Origin of the sequence: Flavobacterium sp. (genome assembly GCF_036741995.1) — a bacterium.
Lineage (GTDB): Bacteria > Bacteroidota > Bacteroidia > Flavobacteriales > Flavobacteriaceae > Flavobacterium.
On the sequence record NZ_DAINRG010000018.1, the window covers coordinates 26,464 to 45,684 of the forward strand.

Here is a 19,221-nt window from a genome sequence, read left to right on the forward strand (position 1 = left end):
GTTTATCGTTTTAGGGTGAAATGTCCTTTAATATTGCGTCCATCAGCCAATTGAATGGTGTACCAATAATCATCTGATGGCATGTCGTGACCATTATAGGTTCCGTCCCAGCCGGCACTTACAGGTTGAATTTGTTTCATTAGTTTACCGTAGCGGTCAAAAATATAAATGATCGAATGCGCATTAGCCGAAAGTGGACTGATACCTTGTATATTCCAATACTCGTGGAAACCATCACCATTGGGCGTAAAATAATGCGGAATTCCCATGACTGGTACTGCAATTGGCCCCACTATACCGCAACCATTTTTGTCCTGAACATACAGTTGATGCAATCCCATAGGCACATTGTTGAAGAAATTGCTATCGCGGTAAGGGCCATCAATATCATCTAAGGCATATTCATAATCACCGGAACCGGTTACTGTTACTAAGATAGAATTGATCTCGGTAAAATCGGTTACCGCTATGTCCTGAATGCTCGCTATTTCGGAACCGGTTACGGTTATGGTTCGGGTTTTAGGACAACCAAAAGAATTCGTTACGCTGACACTATAGGTTCCGGGACTATTCACTGTCAGTGTATAATTGGTGCGTCCCGGCAACAATTGTCCGTTCAAATACCATTGGAATGAATAATTCGAAGTTGGGGTTCCATCTAAAATTCCGGCATCCAGAATGGTTTGGGTTCTTGGCAAGCAAATAACAATGGCTTCTTCCTGATCTATTTTTGGTACAGGATTAACCACCAAAGGAATGACAGCCGAAACCGGACAAGTAGTATTGATAGGATTCTCAATCACTACTTTTATGTTTTGTGTGCCCGATGTAAAAGGATTGGGCAACGGACTTGACAACGGAGTATTATTGGCATCAAAATAATAAAGCGTCATACCGGTTTGCCCATTCAATATATGAGCATCAAAAGTTGAGGTGTCAAAATTGTGTAGCCCGTCCTGATCAATAGCAATTAGCTCATCATCACAAACGGTAGTTAAACTGACTGGAATAGGGAATGCCTGTGGCAAATCGTCTACAAGAAATTGCAAAGTTTCGTCATCAGAACAAGGCGTTCCGCCGGTTTGTGTGGTGTTATTGAATACTTTTATAGTTATAGTTTCAGAACCATTTACCACAAACGGATTAGGTAATGGCGTTGAAAGTTGTGTGCCATTGGCTCTGAAGTATTTTACAGTAACATTGGTTTGACCGTTTAAAACCAAAGCCTGAATTCCGCTAGTGTCAAAGCCGTATTGTCCGTCTTGATTGTCATCGCAATGACGAATAAGATTGTTAGCATTTATCGGATTGGCGAAAGGCAAAGCTTCTACCACCACATCAAATGTTTTGTATCCAAAGCAAGAATTGTCTAAAGTACTATCCACCCGAACCCAGATGGTTTGCGTGTTTGGATAGCCAATGTTTCTATAGTTTGTTGGGTCAGTAATTGCCAATGAATTTCCAAAAGCATCGGTTTCGGCTAAGAAATCGGCTTCTGTTTTATAATATTTTATAGAAACATTATTAGGTAGTATGGCCAAAAGACTATTGGTTATTGAAGTAAAATTGAAACTCGAAACCCCATCTCTATCATCATTAACCGCATCAAGATAGTCATCACATTGGTATTTATTCGGAATTACAAAATTGGCCGGAATTTGCGTTACCGAAACAATCAAGTCAATTCGCGCCACTCTGAAACAACCATTGCTGTTTTCCACTCGGGCATACACGCTGGTGTTTCCTGTAGTATAAGCAATAGGGTTGGCAATTAAAAAAGTATTGTTTTGCGTGTTCGCGGCGGCTGAAGTGGTGTAATACGTGAAGGTTTCATTAGCGTAATTAGTTGAAATGACATTATTTTTTTGCGTCAAATTAAAGATAGAAATCCCATCAGTGTCATCGTCGCATTGCTTTAGCGAAATTGGAGTTGTCACTACCGGCAAAGGATAGGTTGTCAAAATGGCCGGAACCGAATATAAGCCGCAGGTGTTGCCGGTTTTGTTCAAAAATACGCGGTATTGATACCCCATCATCGTTGGCGAAACATTGGCAACGGTCAATGAAGTGGTTGTGGCACCGGAATAAGTGGCATTGTTCGTTAGGGTAGTCCAGGTACTTCCGTTATTGGTGGAAACTTGCCATTGATAAGAGTTTACCGCACTTGAAACTACCGAAAACGTAGCCGATTGCAATTCGCAGATAGTTACATTTTGAGGTTGTGTGGTAATGGAAATAGGAGCAGCTATTACATAATTTTGACTCGGAACACCGTAGCCGCTTGCGCTAAGAACGGTTCCGTTACTATTCAGTATAGTAGGAGAATCATCACCCACAACGCCATCACCATTCATATCCACAAAACCGGCTTCAATCACATCGGTACAACCGTCATTGTCACTATCAGATTCTATATAATTGAAAACCCCATCACCATCGGTATCCCTAACGGTATAATTGGCTATGCCGCTATCGGGAGTTGTTTCAAGACTGTTGGCAAAACCATTGGTTCCCAAAGCGCCAATCATGATGCCGCTGGTATTACTTCCGTTGCCGGGACTTCCCGATTCGATGATGTCAAAAATCCCATCATTATCAGAATCATAATCCAAATAATTCGGAATAGTATCCCCATCGTTGTTGGCCGGAGTTAAACCACTGTTAAACACATCATCAATTCCATCACCATTGACATCTACGTTGGATAATGCCACCACATTTTGACCTTGGCTTTCTATAAAATCCGGTATGGAGTCATTGTCACTATCGTAATCGTTTTGATCCGCAATCCCATCGTTGTCTGAATCCAATGGAACACAGGAAGCGATTAAGCGAAGCGCTACTTTGCTATTAATTAAATCCGTAAGGTTTATATTGGTTATCGTTAGCGAAGTAATCAGATTTCCTTTGATTGAAAATGTCCCGGTACCGGGAACTAAAGGCATAACACCGTTCAAACGAAATCGAATTTCAAACGAAGAAAATTGAGTTACGCCACTTTCATAAATGCCATCATAGTTGGTGTCAATCAATAATTGATTGGTTGGATTTAAAATAGTTAAGGTTTGATTCACCGGACAGTTAACTCTAATTTCGGTGGCCGAAATAAATAAATCGGTTGCAGCCGCCACAGTTGCATACTCCAAGGATAAGCTTATCGGTTTTGTGAAGTTGGAAACGGTATAACTTTCTTTATTGTTGATTCCAGAGGTCGTTTCTGTTACAAAATTACCTAGCGCATCACCAACAATTGGAGTGGTTGCTGGAGCCCCGGTACCCGAAAAGACCGCAGCTCCTGTATAAGAATTGCTGTAGTTGCCAACGGCAATAGTTCCGGCATTTGTATTGGTAAAATTAAAATTTTGATTTCCGTATGATTCAGTACAATTGGTAATTCCATCATTATCATTATCCAAATCGATGTTGTTGTTGACACCGTCGTTGTCTGTATCCGGAGGACAATCGCTTACGGGAATATTGTCGGAATCTATGGTGGTGCCGCAGCTCGAAATGGTAGCTGATACATAATAATTGCCAGGAACGGTAGGTGTAAAGCTACTGCTGGTAGCTCCTGGCATCAAAACATTATTAAAGAACCATTGGAAAGTATCAAAAGGGCTTAACGTATTAACAGATAGCACAGAGTTTGGAATACAACTGGATTCCGAAGGATCTAATTTTGTAAATGATATTTCGGGTTTAAAAGTAAACCCAGAAAAGAATCCACCAAAAGTAGCGGCATCACTCGAGCCATAAGCTGCTAAATACAGTTCTCCAGTGGAATATACAGAGACATTACCCGTTAATCCTGTGATAACATACGTTTGGTAATTAGGATTTCCCATTACGTTATTAGGCCCATCAACAGAAGCTCCCGGCAAACTTGCTAATGTATAATTGATACCGTTAATGATAAAATTCAATGTGGCTCCTGTTTGCGTAACCATCGTTACTCTTCCGTTAAACGGCCTATCGCCAACATACTCTATGAAGGGAATGTTATCTATAACGTGAGGAGTCTGACAACTGAGAGGTGGCACAAAAAACATTTCCTGATTGGCCTGACTGGGCAAACCGTTATCGCCAACACTTTGATAAGCAAAAATGTTTTCACTGGTTCTAACGTATAAATTTCCGGCGGCATTGTATTGTGAACCATTAAGTGCCACATAATCTCCGGCATTTAATAAATAACTTGGTGTTGTAGCACCATCCAAATACACTTCGGTGTTATCTACATCAGCGACTAGAAGTATGCGCTCTACATTATCCATACCGGTACTTTTGATGAATACATATTCTTTACCGGTTCTTTCCGAAGAAACAATTTGGTCAAACCCTAAATCCAAATTTGCCATTTCGCCGTTAGTGCCGCCAAAAGAACCACAATTCACAGCAATGGGTCTGTCTGAAGTAACTAAGGAACCAATCAATCCGCCTCGATTAGCATTGTTAGGTCCTTCAACCCCTATAACATAGCTTTCGCCACTATTCAGAGTAATACTTACCGGAGCGCTTCCGGTATTGGTATTATAGAGTAGAACTCCGGGTTTAAAGTCGCTAAATGTAATATTGGTGTTGTTTTCGGTAGCCAATACAGAAATAAAAGTATGATGGATGGAGCCATAAGACGGAGCACTTTCATTGGTAAAGGCTCCAATTCTAAAGTGTGTCCCAAGCGAAGCCAAGCCTTTAGATACTAACTCTCCTGCTTGATTTCCATTGCCGGCAGTAACTCTGGCAGACACATAAATCATATCATCGGCTTCCACTATGTATCCTTTGTTGGCAAGAATTGTATTGATGCTAACTCCGGCCACATGAAGTTGTGTATCATTGCCAAAACCAATATAATGAATGTAGGGTGCATCTCTTGAAACCGTTCCAAGTATTGTATTACCACCTAATTCAATTATTTTGAAATTTATCGGATTGACATTGGGTGTGGATATGTATAAATATTGATCTTCAGAGGTAAGACTTGTAGAACCCGATAGTGGCGGGATATAATGTGTCTTACTAAATTGGGCAAAACCGGAAAAGGATAGTAGAAGAATTATAAGGGCAATACTCTTTTTCATGCGTTAAAATTAGTAATAAAAAAAAATATTTTTATCGTTTTAACGCAAAATGTCCTCTAATGGTTCTCCCATTGCCCAAAGAAACAACAAACCAATAATCATCGGCAAAAAGTTCTTTTTGGTTTAATTTTCCATTCCAACCCACTTGATTGGATTTAAAGCTATAGATAAGTTTTCCAAAACGGTCAAAAATAGTAACTACAGCATTGGGATAAAAAGATAAATTTTTTATTTGCCAAATGTCATGATAGCCATCCCCGTTTGGTGTAAAATAATGAGGGTAATCCAATACATAAATGTGTTGAACAGCATTGGGAGTACAGCCATTTTTATCTCGAACTATTACGGTATATTCATTGGGATTTACATCTGTAAAAAGAGAGCTGTCCTGAAAATGTTCCCCATCTAAGGCATATTCATAATCGCCGCTTCCGGTAACATTGATTTGAACCGAATTCCCATTTTCTGAAAAATCATTAATGTCAATGGAAGTAATTGTTGGAGAACTTGAGGCATTCACGGTAAATGTTTTAACCGCTTTGCATCCGAATGCATTGGTAACGGTTACAGAATAATCTCCTGTTGCCGTCACCGAAATGGATGCTGTAGTGGCTGAAGTATTCCATAAATAACTGCTAAAACCGGTAGCGACCGAAAGGGTAGTAGTTCCGCCATTACACAAAACCACTTCCTCGTGCTCAAAATGGGTAGGATGGAACGCAATAATTTGCAATGGAACCGGAATAATGCCATAACAATCCGGGCCATTAACAATTCGGGCATAAATGATTTGATTTGGTGCCACCGTATTGGTAAAATTATTAGGTAAAGGATTATGTTGTTGTGAAGCATCAGTGCTATCCGAATAATATTCAACAACCAAACCACTCGGCATACCATTGAGTACAGCAGGTGTTGCCAATTGATTTAAATCAATAGCCGTAAAACCATCCAGTGTCCCATCTTCATCACAAATGATAATTGGATTAACTGTGGGTAAAGAATTATGAGCCATTTGAAGTGTTACCGGAACGTATCCGATACAGCCAAAACTATTGATAACCTTAGCGACCAGTTGGTTAGTGGTATTATTTTGAAATGCTGTTGGGTTGGGGATTGCATTAGTTCCGTTTGTGGCATCCGATTGATTCAGATAATAGGATATAGCGGCAATTTGGGTGTTCCCTTGTGTGATTATCGGGTTTAGCTTCGTCAAATCAAAAGTGGCGATGCCATCGTTATTGTCATCACATTGCACTAAAGTTACCGGATTGGCTGCAATAGGATTGGTGTATTCAACCGTAACTTCTCCAACTGCCACACAACTGGTACTGTTTAATGTGATTTCTACTTTGTAAATTCCCGGATTTGCGACTGTATAAGTGGCATTGGTTTCGCCTAAAATAGGATTGCCGTTTTTGAACCATTGGTATGTATTGGTACCAGGTTCTGTTGCATCTAACACATAAGTATCACCATAACAAATCGGGTTGCCATTAGTCACTAATCTATCCGGACCTAAATCCGTTCCTACGCTAAAACTTCCACCACCTAAGAAAATAGCAGAATCGTATTGAGGATTGGTTTCATCGGCTATAACTAATTTAATATGGTAGGTTGTCCCCGGGATTACGGTTGCTTTGGCCGTCATCACGACCGTTTGACCATTGAAATTGATAGGAGCAGTACTGGAATTGTAACTTCCAAAGTAAGTATCATTTTGTGCGGCACAACCACCGGGAATCACCGGGTGAACCGTAGTTACTTTTACGGGTGTAGTAGTATTGGGAACCAAGGCTAAATTTTGATAAGGATTCGAACTCCCGGCTTGTTTCAATAAAAACGCAAAGCCATCAGAATAATGGCAAGGCGCTGTGTCATGGTATTCTTCGGAAGCAAAAATATAATCAAAACTAATGAAGCTCGTTAAAGGCGTGAAATCAAATTCTAAAACAGTAGCGTTGGAAGTATTTGAAATGGATAAAGCTTGTTCCAAATCGGAATCGCCTACCCAACCCGGAGCATCATCGCTTAGTAAAGAATCATTTGGACCTTGCGTAGAAATAGCGGCACTGGTACTAAGAACAACGCCATCTGAAAAAGGGAAGCTACTGGTTCCGGCTGAAAAATAACCATAACTTTTGCTGCCCGATAGAAAGTTTCCACCGCTGACAGTGAAATTAGTTACATTGGCGCAGGGACTATTGATTAAAACATTTTGGACTAACTGCTGTGCGGTATAGGTATCAGTAACTATAATGTTTTGTGCCAAAATAGTTTCGGAGGAAAAACAGCAACAGCCAATAAAAAATAAAAAGCTCAATACCTTCATAGCATCAGCAAAGATACTATAAATCTCGTTTTTTGATTATTTTATACGATAGGAAAATGAAGATGGCTGTCCATGCTAAAACAATTAGAATTGAGGAGAAATGAATGCTGTAATCTTTTACATTACTTTCACCCACAGCGGTTTGAATATTTTTGATAACATTCAGTCGCGTAAAAGGCTCCACTATAAGATTGCTAATCGATTCCAACGGCATGTAGGCATAGAAATCATCAACTTTTGGGCTTTTGTTAAACACTTCATATTTTAAATACCCAAAGGATATTTTTTCAATCAGAAACCAAACAAATAAAAAACCAATGGCAAAGGCAGAGCGTTTAATCAATACGCCTAAGAACAAACAGAACGAGAAGAAACCGACTAATTTCACAAAGTAAGCCAACAAATATTCTAAATCTGAGAAAACAATTCCCAATTCAGTATAAGAAGAAAAGCTATAGCCCAAGACCAATGACATGGCAAAAACAAACAGCGTAGATGTAAAAGCAAAGAGAATTACGGTTAAGAATTTAGACAGCACAAATTCCTGTTTGCTCATTCCGTCAATCAGATTTTGTTTTAAAGTTCCGTAGCTGTATTCATTGGCCATCATAGAAACGATGACTATGGCTAAAAAGAATTTAAGCAGCGCAGCAATGTAGGTGTTAAAGTGCCAAATGAAAGGGAAATTAAAAATTCCCATTTCGGCAAAATGGAGTTTAAAGTAGCCAATCTCAAGTTTGACAGAAGCTATCAAAGCAATAAAAGAAAGAATGACAAAATAACTAATAGTCAGAATTCTACTGGCGCGGTTTTTCCAGATTTTTTGCAATTCTATGGCGAGTAATCTTTTCATGATGAGGCTTTTGTTTATTTGGTTAAGGCTAAAAATTGTTGTTCTAAACTCACTTTTTTCTGAACCAAATGATTCAGGCAAATGCCTTTGTCAAAAATATATTTGTTCAATTGTCCGGCATCCATATCCTTGTTGAAATGGACGATTACTTTTCCTTCCGTTTCCGAAATTTTATCCACATCCGGATGGTTTTTCAGAAGGGTGATAAGATTGGAATTGCTTTCAGCCTGCAGTTCAAAAAAAGCACCCTGATTGGTCATGCCATCTACCGTACCGCTGTATAGAATTTCGCCGAAACGCAATACCAAAACATGGCTGCACACTTTCTCCACTTCATCCAATAAATGCGAAGCCAAAAGAATCGTCGTGCCTTGTGAGGCAATCAATCGGATAATGTCACGAATTTGATGAATCCCTTGCGGATCCAGTCCGTTGGTAGGTTCATCGAGAATTAAAATTTCAGGATCGTTCAGCAGGGCAGAAGCAATGGCTAACCGTTGTTTCATTCCCAGGGAAAAAGTTTTGAACTTGCTGTCTTTGCGATCCATTAGTCCAACAATCTCAAGTTTTTCAGTTACTTTAGAATAGTCGATGCCTTTGATTTTGCAAACCAATTCCAGGTTTTCTTTGGCCGACATATAAGGATAGAAATTGGGTCTTTCAATAATGGCGCCCACTTTTTTTAGTGCATCATGCGTTTTCATGGTGCCGCCAAACCAACTGTATTCACCCGAAGTTTTGTTGACTACATTTAATACGATACCAAGAGTAGTTGATTTTCCGCTTCCGTTAGGGCCCAGAATTCCGTAGACATTGCCTTTATGGATTTCGAGAGAAACGTCTTTTACAGCATGAATTTTGCCGTAACGCTTGTTCAGCTTATGTATAGAAAGAATAGTTGATTCCAAGGGTTAGTTTTTAAGGTTTAAAGGTATGACGATTTAAGCCTTATTTTGTTACTATTCTTTTTTTTGAAAGTAAAATTTTGCGAGGAATTGTTTTTTCAGGTTCAGATAGAAAAGGGTTTCATTGATGTCTTTCAGCTTGGAAGTCAACGTAATTTTTTGACCTCTACTGTCAACGGTGGCCTGCATTTTGCAGTTGGCGCATTCAAATTCGCTAAAGTGCTCGTTTACTTTTTTAGTCTCCACATAGCGATGTCCAAGTAAGGAACAGAGATAATTTTTTTTCACCATTCCTTCGGCTAAGTAGTTTGTTTTCATACAAATGAGGTGTTGGTTTCGGGTAGGTAAACATACTTATATAACGACAAACGGCAAAAAATAATCGTTAAAATACACATTTTTAAGCATTTATAATAAAAAATACTTACAAAAATAAATACTGTTATTTGAAAGGAACAATAACCGGTTGTCCAATCTGAAAATCAGGTAACGCCAAATCATCGTTTTTGAACGAGTTGGTTTTGAAAACATTAGTGCCTTCAAAAGGAATCGAAGGATAAAAAGAAAAGGAGATTTGGAAACTGTTAAAGACCAAGTAATCGTTATTGATTAAAACCCCTAAGCTGAATTTTGAGTAGAGACGGTCATCAAAAACTTTGTCCGTTTCGTTGCCCAATAACCCGAAAGTCATGTTGTAAAACGGGCTAAAGTGAAAGCCATGCCAATTGCCGGGAACATAGGTTTGCGTTTGAAAGGCAACGGTTAATTTTTTATTGCCATTAATCAACGGGTTGCTGAAACCACTGATGATGTTTTGATCAGAAAGTGTCACGCGATCCTTGATAATAGGAGCTCTGTGATTTCCAATGACTACAGTGGGTTTAATAAATTGTCGAATTTTCCAGTTACCGAGAGAAAGCAGGTTGGTAAAATAATTGGTTTCAATTCTGAAAGTTGTCTCTTCGGTACAGCCATTGTTGTAAAAACTGCCCCATTCGATATTGGTTCCCAAATAGCCAAAATCGAAATACCTTCCATAAGCAAACCGCCCACTGAAGTACCCGCGCCTCAAATTATTTTTATCCTGTACTCCTGCTGTTATCGCATAAACCTGCCCATACGGAACGTCTTCTATGATGCCAAAGTTGAATAAGTATTTGTCCTCGGCAAACTTTCGGGTATTCAAACCGATAGTGGCTAAATATAATTTTTCGGAAGAAAAAAACTTAGTGGAGTCATACTGTAGCGTTGGATTTTCTAAATAAGTAACATTTTTATACCCCACGGTGGTAATCAGATTGGTGGTTCTGTAATCTTCACTTTTTCCGCTAAAGACTCTGAAAGAATGTCCTGCCCAATATTCCTGTGTTTCCAATTTGAATCGTTGCTTGGCAAAAACAGCATTGTTGTCGGGCAAGGAGTCAATGTAAAATCGGTTTTCAAAATACACACCACCGGCCAATCGGGTGAAAGGAGAGAAAAAGGTTCGTTCAACCCGCGCACTTTTGGTAGTATAATTATCCAACGAATTTTCATAAATGAATGTCGTATTGATAAACGTGTTTTTAATATTACTTATCGAATACCGGGCTTTGTAGGCCGTTTGTCCGGTTTCAAATCGCTTGTTTATATCGTTTTCAAATTCGTGTCCCAAACCAAAAAAATTGCGCTCGGTAAGTTCAAAATTGGCATTGGAGTTGGAAATGGCGCCCGTAGGAATCAAACTCCAGGAATCTAAAACACGCACTGAAATATCTACGGAATCTTTACTGTTCGGAATTTCCATGGGTTTGATAATGACACTGCGAACATAGCGTTGTTTTCTAATCAAACGCTCCGATTCTTTAGCCACTAAGGAATCCAACGGTTCATTCTTTTTAAATAAAAGCAAGTTGCGGATGGTCCAGTTTTTGGATTTTACATGGAGTTTATTCCCGAATTTTTCTACCCCTTTTTCGGGTGCATCCTTATAATTATCGACAGCATAGCCAAACGGATCCAGTGTTTCTATGGTAATGTTTCGGATGATTTTGCCTTCGCTGCGGTCAAATGATTTTTTGATGAAATAACGCTTTCTTTTCGTGTTTGATGAGACAGCTGATTTTCGATTGGACCGAAATAGCAACTTGTATATAAACCGGTTTACTTTTCCTTTTTTAGAATAGGTTTCGATTTTCTTATATACTTTGACCGAATCGTTGCCGCTGTTTTTCTCTTGTGCCCGTGTAGTTTGCAAAGCAAAGAGAAGTATCAGAAATCCGAAAAGTATTTTCTTGATCATGCAGGTTAAGCCATTTTCACAAATATATAGAAATTTAGAGCCTGTTTTGTTGATTTTAACATTGCGTGTTGTTTTTCAAAAGCAAAAATCCCCAATTATTGAATAACTGAGGATTGTTTTATGAATAATGTTGCAACTTCTGCGAAGACTAGCTTTTCTGTTCTTTGTTGAAATATACTAAGTAGTAATACATTTGTTTTTCTTCGTCCCAGCCTTTTTCTACATATTTTTCGGCACTTTCCGGGTTGATGAAATCCAATTTGATTTGAATATTGGTATCCAAATTAATCACATTTTTAATCGACTTACGGGCATCCGTTACCGCGGCGTTGGCAATCGGGAAATTGGTAATGTCTTCAATGCTGTATTTTTCGCCTTTGTCAACTTTATAGTTCTTGAATTCCGGAATTAAATCAGGATTATCTAACACTTCGTTTAGGAATTTGCTTTCTTCGAATTCGTCGTTTTTGGCAAAAAAGTTTACCGAACGGTTCATGAACATCACTTCCTCTTTCTTGTCTTCGGCTGGCAATACTACATCTTTGGCAAAGCCCTGACAGAATTTTAAATATTTTTTGGTAAAGAAATTTTCATCCTGAAACGCATCCACCGAAAGGAAATGCTCCAACCAGTAACGCGCGTCATAACGGTTGCTGTCAATGGTTAATATCTTGTAACCTTCTTCTTTTTTATGGTTAAAAATCAGGCAGCCTTTGTCCAGTTTGTTGAGGTTGATTCCTTGTTGCAAAATCATTTCAAGCGTAGCGCCTTTTTCTTCAAACTGCATGAAATCGGTTTTGATTTCGCTTTTGAAAACGCCAATGGCATCGACCACATTGTTATCAATATTCAGATTGGTAATGTGCGCCACATATACTTCACCATTCTTGATGTGCGGATGATTTGATTGCTCAAAAAGGTGTTTGGTAATTTTTTTAGAAACCTCGTGAGTGTCATTTGGATTGGTAAAAATCTCAGTCGCCAAATTGAACATATCGTTGTATTCCAAATCCACATCGTGGGCAAACTGGAAATAGTTTTCTTCTTTATCCCGGAACGGTTTGAAGAAATACTCCTTTAACAAAGGAACAATTTCGTCATTCAGGGCATAAGATTGATCCGAAAGAAATATCGCTTCGTTACGACTTTTGTTTCCAACCCGGTGTATTGATAAGCTCTCAATATGAGCGTTAAATAGGTTTATCATTTTTTTTAGTTACTGAGTTACTCAGCTATTTTTTAATTCCAATTCTCTTCAAATCCGTAATCTTCAAAGCTGTCATCACCGCCAAACATATCTAAATCGTCTTCGTCTAAATCGTCTTCAAACTCAGCATAGAAATCTTCTTTTTCGGCTTCAAATTCTTTTTCTGGCGCTATAGCCGGAAGTACACCGTGGGAGAATAATAAATTAGGGTAAGTAAGACCGGTTTCTGCTTCTTCTACGGCAGCCAATTCGACTAAGAACGTCCACATGTTGATAAAATCATACACATAGATAATCTTGGTTTGGTCTTCGCTGAGCAATTGATTCAAGGTATAATCACTCATGATTTTTTGTTCGCCGGCTACATCACCGGTATCAAACATCGGAATTTCCTCTTCCTGATTCCATTGGTCGTCACAAGTGTAAAACGAAGCGACTTCCATACCGTCAAAACCAAAAGCATTGACAATGGCATTGTGCAAATCTTCTAAAGTGTCTTCCTCCTGAATGGCAATATCTCTGAAAACATCATCTTCAGCGTCGAGAATTGCTCTGAATTTATAAATCATACTCTATGTTTTAGTAAGCGTGCAAAGGTAAAATTTAATTTTAGAAATAGAAGTTGGATTGGTGATTTGTTGATAAGAATTTGCATAAAAAAACCTAGCGGTTGGCTAGGTTAAAGTTTATTTTTTTTCCGGTTGGCACATGCCTACAATCTTGTGGAAAGTATCGTGCAATGCTGTCATGGCTTTGATTATTTCATCATTGGCTGCTTTTTGCTGTACCAATTCATCTACCAATTTGGTTTGTTTTTTTAGCGATATTAAAGTTTCGATGGTTTTCGGATTTCTAAATTCCTCCGGCATGCTTTCTACCGATAAAGCTTCGGCACTTTTTACCAATAATTCGGATTGGGATTTTATGGGTTCGAGGTTTCCTTCTTCGGCCGGATGAAAGGTCTTCGACATGATTTCGTGGTAAGCCTTAATCTGTGGCCACCTCTCGGAGATGGTTTGTGCTGATACTGAATTCAATGCAAAGAAAGCAGCAAAAGCAAAGAGCGATTTAATGATTTTCATGGTTTGTTTGGGTTTTTTGGTTATGCAAGTCTAACTATTTTTATCCATTATTTGTGTTAATGAAATAAAATATTTTAACTATTGTTTGACGCCAAAACGAGTTGCCAGATTGATTTTGTTTTTAAGTTTTGTGAACTTTTTACCCGTTGGGTATTGTCGGTTGGAAGTCATGTTGTTGAAAATCAAAGCTACTGCCAAGAGAGTGAGCGATCCCACTAACACTGGAGTGATGACATACCAATACCCCAATTTTATAATAGCCGGAGAACCGGTCACGGCAATTAATGCTGTGGCACCACCCGGAGGATGTAAGGTTTTGGTGATTTGCATCATCACAATGGAAAATGAAACGGCTAAAGGTGCTGCAATCCACAAAACATCGGGAATTAATTTATAAGCGGTAACGCCAACTAAAGCCGAAATTAAATGACCACCCACTAAATTTCGAGGTTGTGCCAACGGACTTTGGATAACACCATAGACCAAAACACAAGACGCTCCAAATGAACCAATCAAAAAGATATAATCCTGCTGTGCAAATTTGTCATATTGCAAGTAAGCAATAATACCCATTCCGACAAAGGAACCCAGAAAGGCCCAAAAATGTTCTTTGAAATCTACTAAAGTTTCTTTGTAGAGTACATAGCGGGCTTTGCGGTAGTTGCGTTTTATTTTTTCGGTAGGCATTGCTGTGATTTATTTAGCGACAGCGTTATAAGTATACACCGTGAACGGGTAAATGGCTTGCGCAGTATATTTGGCAACCCAACAAGTTAACACTATCGGGAAAAACAAAGTATAATCATTGATAATTCCACAAGTCAAAAAGATAGCGGTAAGCGGCGCATTAATACTGGCACTTAGCATAGCACCCATGCCGAGAATCATAAAGTTGAGCGGAATCACATTGGCATTGAAAAAAGTATTCAAACAAATAGCCAGCAACAATCCAATGAAACCACCAATGAAAATGCTTGGCGCAAATACACCACCATCACCACCTGATGCTAATGTTACTGAAGTTACAATTGGTTTTAGAAGAATGATTCCCAGAAAAGTTAGGGCTACTGAAAGCGTCAATAGGGTATGATTGGCCAGCAGTATGTTTTCTTTGATAGCGTGATAGCCTTCGCCATAAAGCTGCGGGAGTAACAGTAATGAAGCACTTAGAATGGCTGCACCCATTATAATTCTGTTGCTGTGTTGCTTAATTTTGGAAAAGTGTTTTTTAAAGAACAGCACACTCTTGGTCAAATACACCGAATTCATACCGGCCAGTAAACCCAACAAAACAAAATAAGGCAAGGCGTGCCAATGCCAACCTTGAAGCTGCACGGGAAACAATGGTTTTTCATTTAAGAGTTGTATCATCAAATAAGCAACTGCTGAGGCAATGCTGCAAGTGAGTAGAAAAACAGCATTGATTTTCTTGGAAATGACTTCCCAGGCAAACAGTATTCCGGCCAACGGACTGAAAAATAAGGCCGTTATGCCAGCTGCTACACCGGCACAGATGAGTTCGGTTTTGTGGCGGTTGAACAGGTTTTCTTTTTCCTGTGCAATCGAGCCGATGGTAGCGGTAGCCACCACAGTAGAAACTTCAATTCCGGTAGAGCCGCCAAAGATGACCGTAATAAAACCATTAATAAAATGCGACGGGATTTTATAAAGCGGCAGGCTGTTGCGCCGTTGTGCGGTGGTTTCAAAAATTTCGCGGATGCCTTTGTTTTCTTTTTTCTGAAACAAATAGTAACGCAAAATAGAAATGACCGATAAGCCAAAAATAGGAAAGAGGATAAAGAAGTACCAATGATTGCTAGCTTTGTCTAAAAGTATCGTTTCATAATGCTCTGTCATTCGTTTTAAAATAATGGCAAGCAAGGCACTAAGGAAACCAATTACTATCGCCACAATAATCAGTTTTTGATATTTGATAAAGTGGTAGTTTTTTTTAAGCTGTGCGGTGGTATTCATCCGGAAGAACTAAGTTTTTACAAAGTTAACCTTTGAAAAAAGAAAATGCGGTTGTAAAAAAGTTAAAGTTTACGCAAATTATTCAACGCGTTTCACTTCAATTCTTTGCAGCCCTTTGATATAGCGGCGTCCGGCTTTTAGGTCGGAGGTAGAGATGAATAAGATACGTTGTTCCATGTCTTTGAGTGGTTTGCCATCCATTTCGGTCACGATGTAAAAATTGTTTCCGGCTTCGGTATTGTAGATTTCATTCCACGAAAAAACAACTTTGTAACCGTCGGACGCTGTAAATACAAAATAGAATTCGTTTAATTCTTTCGGTTTTTCATAGGTAAACTCAATAGAGGCCAGTAATTTTTTCAGCGGTATGCCTTTCATGTTTTTGACGGTCCCTTTTTCTTCGCCTTTGTGGTTGTAAAGCGTTTGGTCTTTTATGGCAACCTTAGGAAAAGTGTCCAGTGCTGTCAAAGTGAATGTTTTTTCTTTGGTTACTTTTCCTTGCACAGTTACCAATTCGGTTGGTGTTACGGTGCGTTGGGCGGTTATTGATAGGCTGGTAAGTAGGATAGTAGCAAGCAGTAGGATTCTTAGTTTCATATTAGAATTTGGATTTGGCAATTTTGTCGTGCAATTTAGTAATTTCCTGCAAAGCTGCGGTGCTGTACCATAATGTTAATTCGGCTTCAAATAATTTGGCTTTTACGGCCGGATCACTGTCTACTATGGCTTGTGCTTCTTCAATCGTACTAACATTGAAGATAAAGATACCGCGATAGTTTCTGTCATTTTTCATAAATGGCCCGGCAACGACTAGTTTTCCTTCTTTGGATAATTTGTTGATATTGGCCATGTGGCCTTCAAAAAGTTTGACTCTTTCTTCCTGAGTGGACGTAGTAAAGCTTCCGGTTTTCAGTAAGCAAAACACATAGGTTTTCATGCCGTGTTCATCGGCATTTAGGGCTTTGGCTTTCGCTTCATCGTAGTCAGGATTGGGCTGTTGTGCGTAACCCATTGCTGTGATAAGAAGTAGCAGGAGTAGTATGTTTTTTGTCATGATAACTATATTTTTATTCTTTTTGAGTTCCTTTCCAATAAAATTCTTTACCACATTCTTTTGAAACAAGCTCCGTTATTTGTCTGCTAACTTCTTTTAATGTTTTGTTTTTCTTTTTTTCAGCGTTAGAAATAAACAAGCTCGTACCTTCAAATTGATGAATTTTTACAGTTTTGTTATTCCATAATTCAACATGCATGTAAAGTAAGAATAATGGTCTTTTATATGTTCTTCCTCTATGATAGTCAGTAACCGTGATGTCTTTAGCTCCTAAATCAAATTGTTTGATTTCGCAAAAAGTAAGATGTACTTTTTTGAATAGATTTAGCTTTATTCTTAACTGCTTTTTGGAACTACTTACATAAAATACATTTTCGGTTGGCTTACTAAAAGTTTCAATAGAAACAACTAAAAAATATAATCCAAAAAGTAGGAGGCAGGCTGAAAAGAAACAACCAATAATTACATTTGTATCTACTTTTTCATGTATCAGGTAATAGATTAGCTTATAATCAAAGAAAAGAATGGGTATCGCTATCATAAAGTAAACGATGATATAAAAGATATCTTTTGGGCTTCTTTTATAATCAATCTTTAAGTCTCCGTTTTTAAGTTTTTCAATTGAATAACTTCCAATATTGTTTTTCATTTGGGGCATTCATCGTGTTCTAAATTTTCCTTGCTAATTTCTATCGCAGCAATTTGAGATGTCAGAGCCGGTTTTAATCGCGTGGCTACTAATCCTCAGCAGCCCTTGTTTTGGCTAAAGTCACGTTTAAAAAGGATCTTATTATTTTGCGCAATATAGTCGCCCGATAGAATCAAATAGGGATGATTAGGCGAATACCCTGCGCTGCGGCTTCTTATAATTATTTTGTCGTTTACTTTCAGGTTTTTTAACGACTCAAAATCCTTAGGAATAAATTGCATCATGTAGGCTTCGCCATTAATCCTGACTATAAGCCATTTTGGTCCTGATGTTTTGGCGTTGGGACGCTGAAAAGTAACAGAGGTTACCACGGCCTCCATATTGGTGAAATCCTTTATGTACTTTCTTATTTTATCATGATTGGCATGCACCTTTTTACCCTCAGGAGAAACCGTCCATTCTTTGTACTTTATACCGTCGGGAGAAGCCTCCCATTTTTTCCGGCCATCTATCAGGCGGGCTTTCCTGTCAGCAATGGACAATGGCTTTGGGGATGGCTCAGTTTCATTTTTAATTTCACGATTAGCCAATACTAGTCCGCTCACCACAACCAGCGTTAAGAGTAGCCCATAGATGGTTTTTTGTATATGTTTCATATCCTAAATTTTAGTTTTAGTATGGTTTGTTCTTTTAAAATTACCGCCACCGGAAGAATTAATCTCTGTTAAAGATAAAGTTTTTTCGTGAAGAAAATGTCAAGGGAACTAAGCAACCTAGTTATTGTGCAAAACTGCTGTTATGGCTAGGCTTTTTTACCATTCCGCGTTATGTTTCAGTAACTTTGGATCAATTTTTCGCTTTATGTATATATATCTAAACTCATTTTTTTTCTCCAAAAAAAGTGTGTCTCCACTGAATTTAAACTCCGTTGTTCGAATTCCGAGTTCCCAACTCATTTGTCCGACTTGCGTAAACATATCACCTAAAACTTTGTTTTTTCGTTTGTAAAGTACGCCTCTCCATCCAGTATAATTTGGATTAAACATGTTTTGGCTTAATTCTGGCTCAAGTCTATCTAAATGAAACAAACTAAAGTTACCATTTTTATAAAATCGATATACATCATACCAATGATTGTTGTTTTGAGAATTTTTTCTCGCCAATATATTTGGTTGTTTTTCGTAACCTATATAAAAATTTGTGTCGTATTGTTCATAAATTGCTGTTGTGTCGATTTGTTCCAAAATTGATGGGTCAAAGTAAATTCTATTATTAAATACTTTTTGGTTTAAAGGCGCTTTGGTGTGTCCATTTTTGAGTATAGTTGTTTTATAACAACTAACGAAAGAGGAAAGAAATAATATGAGAAGTAATTTTTTCAAATGATTAGTGTTGTCGAAAGCTTAGCCATAACTATCAAATCCCACAAGTTATATCCTCTTTTGTGGTTCTGGATTACTAAAATAAAAAACTTTACTTACAAAACCTTTTTCTGTTGGTGTTTACTTATCAACATACTGTTTTTTAGACTTAATTTCAGCGGTTATTTTTGTAAGAAAAAATAATTTTTTTTGGGCTAGTTTCGTCCTTTGTTTGGGTCTTGTTCGGCAGGAAAAAATTTTGCCGAAATTGTACCGAAGAAATACCGAACGAAACCCGAACAAAACCCCTATCAAATTTGAAGTAATTTTTGATGTATAATCTTATAAAAAATTTGATTTTTCTAATTTTTAAAAACAATTCATTTTTGTAAGAAAAAATAAATTCAGGGTAGTGTTTTTTCAAGCGATTATACAGCGGTTT

At 38.2% G+C, this 19,221-nt stretch carries 16 protein-coding genes; all 16 read right to left on the minus strand.

The genetic code is table 11. The annotated features are described in order from the left end of the window. Window positions 1-2 precede the first annotated feature (2 nt). The 16 genes from V7D82_RS07460 to V7D82_RS07535 all read right to left on the minus strand — a co-directional run bounded on the left by V7D82_RS07460 (window position 3) and on the right by V7D82_RS07535 (window position 18,800). Complete coding sequence (locus tag V7D82_RS07460; RefSeq protein WP_333600354.1) at window positions 3-5,081, minus strand: T9SS type B sorting domain-containing protein; 5,079 nt, start codon at window positions 5,079-5,081, stop codon at window positions 3-5. A gap of 31 nt (window positions 5,082-5,112) precedes the next feature. After that, window positions 5,113-7,353 (minus strand): choice-of-anchor L domain-containing protein, encoded by a 2,241-nt coding sequence (locus V7D82_RS07465; protein ID WP_333600355.1) that lies wholly within the window; start codon window positions 7,351-7,353, stop codon window positions 5,113-5,115. Between the two features lie 76 nt (window positions 7,354-7,429). Next, window positions 7,430-8,266 (minus strand): ABC transporter permease, encoded by an 837-nt coding sequence (locus V7D82_RS07470; RefSeq protein WP_333600356.1) that lies wholly within the window; start codon window positions 8,264-8,266, stop codon window positions 7,430-7,432. A 14-nt stretch (window positions 8,267-8,280) separates the two neighbouring features. Beyond that, entirely contained in the window at window positions 8,281-9,174 is an 894-nt protein-coding gene (locus V7D82_RS07475) for an ABC transporter ATP-binding protein (RefSeq protein WP_333600357.1), read from the minus strand. Between the two features lie 51 nt (window positions 9,175-9,225). Continuing rightward, on the minus strand, window positions 9,226-9,489 hold the full coding sequence (locus V7D82_RS07480) for a hypothetical protein (RefSeq protein ID WP_333600358.1): 264 nt from the start codon (window positions 9,487-9,489) through the stop codon (window positions 9,226-9,228). A 124-nt stretch (window positions 9,490-9,613) separates the two neighbouring features. Next, window positions 9,614-11,452, minus strand: coding sequence for a hypothetical protein (locus tag V7D82_RS07485; protein ID WP_333600359.1), 1,839 nt, complete (start codon window positions 11,450-11,452; stop codon window positions 9,614-9,616). Between the two features lie 148 nt (window positions 11,453-11,600). After that, window positions 11,601-12,659 (minus strand): nucleoid-associated protein, encoded by a 1,059-nt coding sequence (locus tag V7D82_RS07490; RefSeq protein WP_333600360.1) that lies wholly within the window; start codon window positions 12,657-12,659, stop codon window positions 11,601-11,603. A 32-nt stretch (window positions 12,660-12,691) separates the two neighbouring features. Beyond that, a complete protein-coding gene (locus V7D82_RS07495) occupies window positions 12,692-13,228 on the minus strand; it encodes an IS1096 element passenger TnpR family protein (RefSeq protein ID WP_333600361.1) in 537 nt (178 codons plus the stop codon). 117 nt (window positions 13,229-13,345) lie between these two features. Continuing rightward, on the minus strand, window positions 13,346-13,741 hold the full coding sequence (locus tag V7D82_RS07500) for a hypothetical protein (RefSeq protein WP_333600362.1): 396 nt from the start codon (window positions 13,739-13,741) through the stop codon (window positions 13,346-13,348). Window positions 13,742-13,819: 78 nt separating this feature from the next. Further along, the gene (locus tag V7D82_RS07505) at window positions 13,820-14,428 is read right to left on the minus strand and encodes an HPP family protein (protein ID WP_333600363.1); all 609 of its coding nucleotides are present in this window, start codon (window positions 14,426-14,428) and stop codon (window positions 13,820-13,822) included. 9 nt (window positions 14,429-14,437) lie between these two features. Beyond that, window positions 14,438-15,715, minus strand: a complete 1,278-nt coding sequence (locus tag V7D82_RS07510; protein ID WP_333600364.1) for a chloride channel protein — start codon at window positions 15,713-15,715, stop codon at window positions 14,438-14,440. A gap of 78 nt (window positions 15,716-15,793) precedes the next feature. Then, window positions 15,794-16,312: a molybdopterin-binding protein gene (locus V7D82_RS07515; protein WP_333600365.1), complete on the minus strand. Its 519-nt coding sequence runs from the start codon at window positions 16,310-16,312 to the stop codon at window positions 15,794-15,796. A gap of 1 nt (window position 16,313) precedes the next feature. Beyond that, complete coding sequence (locus tag V7D82_RS07520; protein WP_333600366.1) at window positions 16,314-16,769, minus strand: YciI family protein; 456 nt, start codon at window positions 16,767-16,769, stop codon at window positions 16,314-16,316. A 13-nt stretch (window positions 16,770-16,782) separates the two neighbouring features. Then, the gene (locus V7D82_RS07525) at window positions 16,783-17,418 is read right to left on the minus strand and encodes a hypothetical protein (RefSeq protein WP_333600367.1); all 636 of its coding nucleotides are present in this window, start codon (window positions 17,416-17,418) and stop codon (window positions 16,783-16,785) included. 95 nt (window positions 17,419-17,513) lie between these two features. Then, window positions 17,514-18,074 carry a hypothetical protein gene (locus V7D82_RS07530; RefSeq protein ID WP_333600368.1) on the minus strand — a complete coding sequence of 187 codons (561 nt, stop codon included), beginning with the start codon at window positions 18,072-18,074 and terminating at the stop codon, window positions 17,514-17,516. 156 nt (window positions 18,075-18,230) lie between these two features. Then, the gene (locus V7D82_RS07535; protein ID WP_333600369.1) at window positions 18,231-18,800 is read right to left on the minus strand and encodes a hypothetical protein; all 570 of its coding nucleotides are present in this window, start codon (window positions 18,798-18,800) and stop codon (window positions 18,231-18,233) included. Window positions 18,801-19,221: the final 421 nt, after the last annotated feature.

Excerpts from the sequence above, each read along its gene's own strand:
- V7D82_RS07460 (WP_333600354.1), bottom strand. The coding sequence starts at position 5,081 with ATGAAAAAGAGTATTGCCCTTATAATTCTTCTACTATCCTTTTCCGGT.
- V7D82_RS07470 (WP_333600356.1), bottom strand. The coding sequence starts at position 8,266 with ATGAAAAGATTACTCGCCATAGAATTGCAAAAAATCTGGAAAAACCGC.
- V7D82_RS07480 (WP_333600358.1), bottom strand. The coding sequence starts at position 9,489 with ATGAAAACAAACTACTTAGCCGAAGGAATGGTGAAAAAAAATTATCTC.
- V7D82_RS07485 (WP_333600359.1), bottom strand. The coding sequence starts at position 11,452 with ATGATCAAGAAAATACTTTTCGGATTTCTGATACTTCTCTTTGCTTTG.
- V7D82_RS07490 (WP_333600360.1), bottom strand. The coding sequence starts at position 12,659 with ATGATAAACCTATTTAACGCTCATATTGAGAGCTTATCAATACACCGG.
- V7D82_RS07495 (WP_333600361.1), bottom strand. The coding sequence starts at position 13,228 with ATGATTTATAAATTCAGAGCAATTCTCGACGCTGAAGATGATGTTTTC.
- V7D82_RS07500 (WP_333600362.1), bottom strand. The coding sequence starts at position 13,741 with ATGAAAATCATTAAATCGCTCTTTGCTTTTGCTGCTTTCTTTGCATTG.
- V7D82_RS07505 (WP_333600363.1), bottom strand. The coding sequence starts at position 14,428 with ATGCCTACCGAAAAAATAAAACGCAACTACCGCAAAGCCCGCTATGTA.
- V7D82_RS07510 (WP_333600364.1), bottom strand. The coding sequence starts at position 15,715 with ATGAATACCACCGCACAGCTTAAAAAAAACTACCACTTTATCAAATAT.
- V7D82_RS07515 (WP_333600365.1), bottom strand. The coding sequence starts at position 16,312 with ATGAAACTAAGAATCCTACTGCTTGCTACTATCCTACTTACCAGCCTA.
- V7D82_RS07520 (WP_333600366.1), bottom strand. The coding sequence starts at position 16,769 with ATGACAAAAAACATACTACTCCTGCTACTTCTTATCACAGCAATGGGT.
- V7D82_RS07525 (WP_333600367.1), bottom strand. The coding sequence starts at position 17,418 with ATGAAAAACAATATTGGAAGTTATTCAATTGAAAAACTTAAAAACGGA.
- V7D82_RS07530 (WP_333600368.1), bottom strand. The coding sequence starts at position 18,074 with ATGAAACATATACAAAAAACCATCTATGGGCTACTCTTAACGCTGGTT.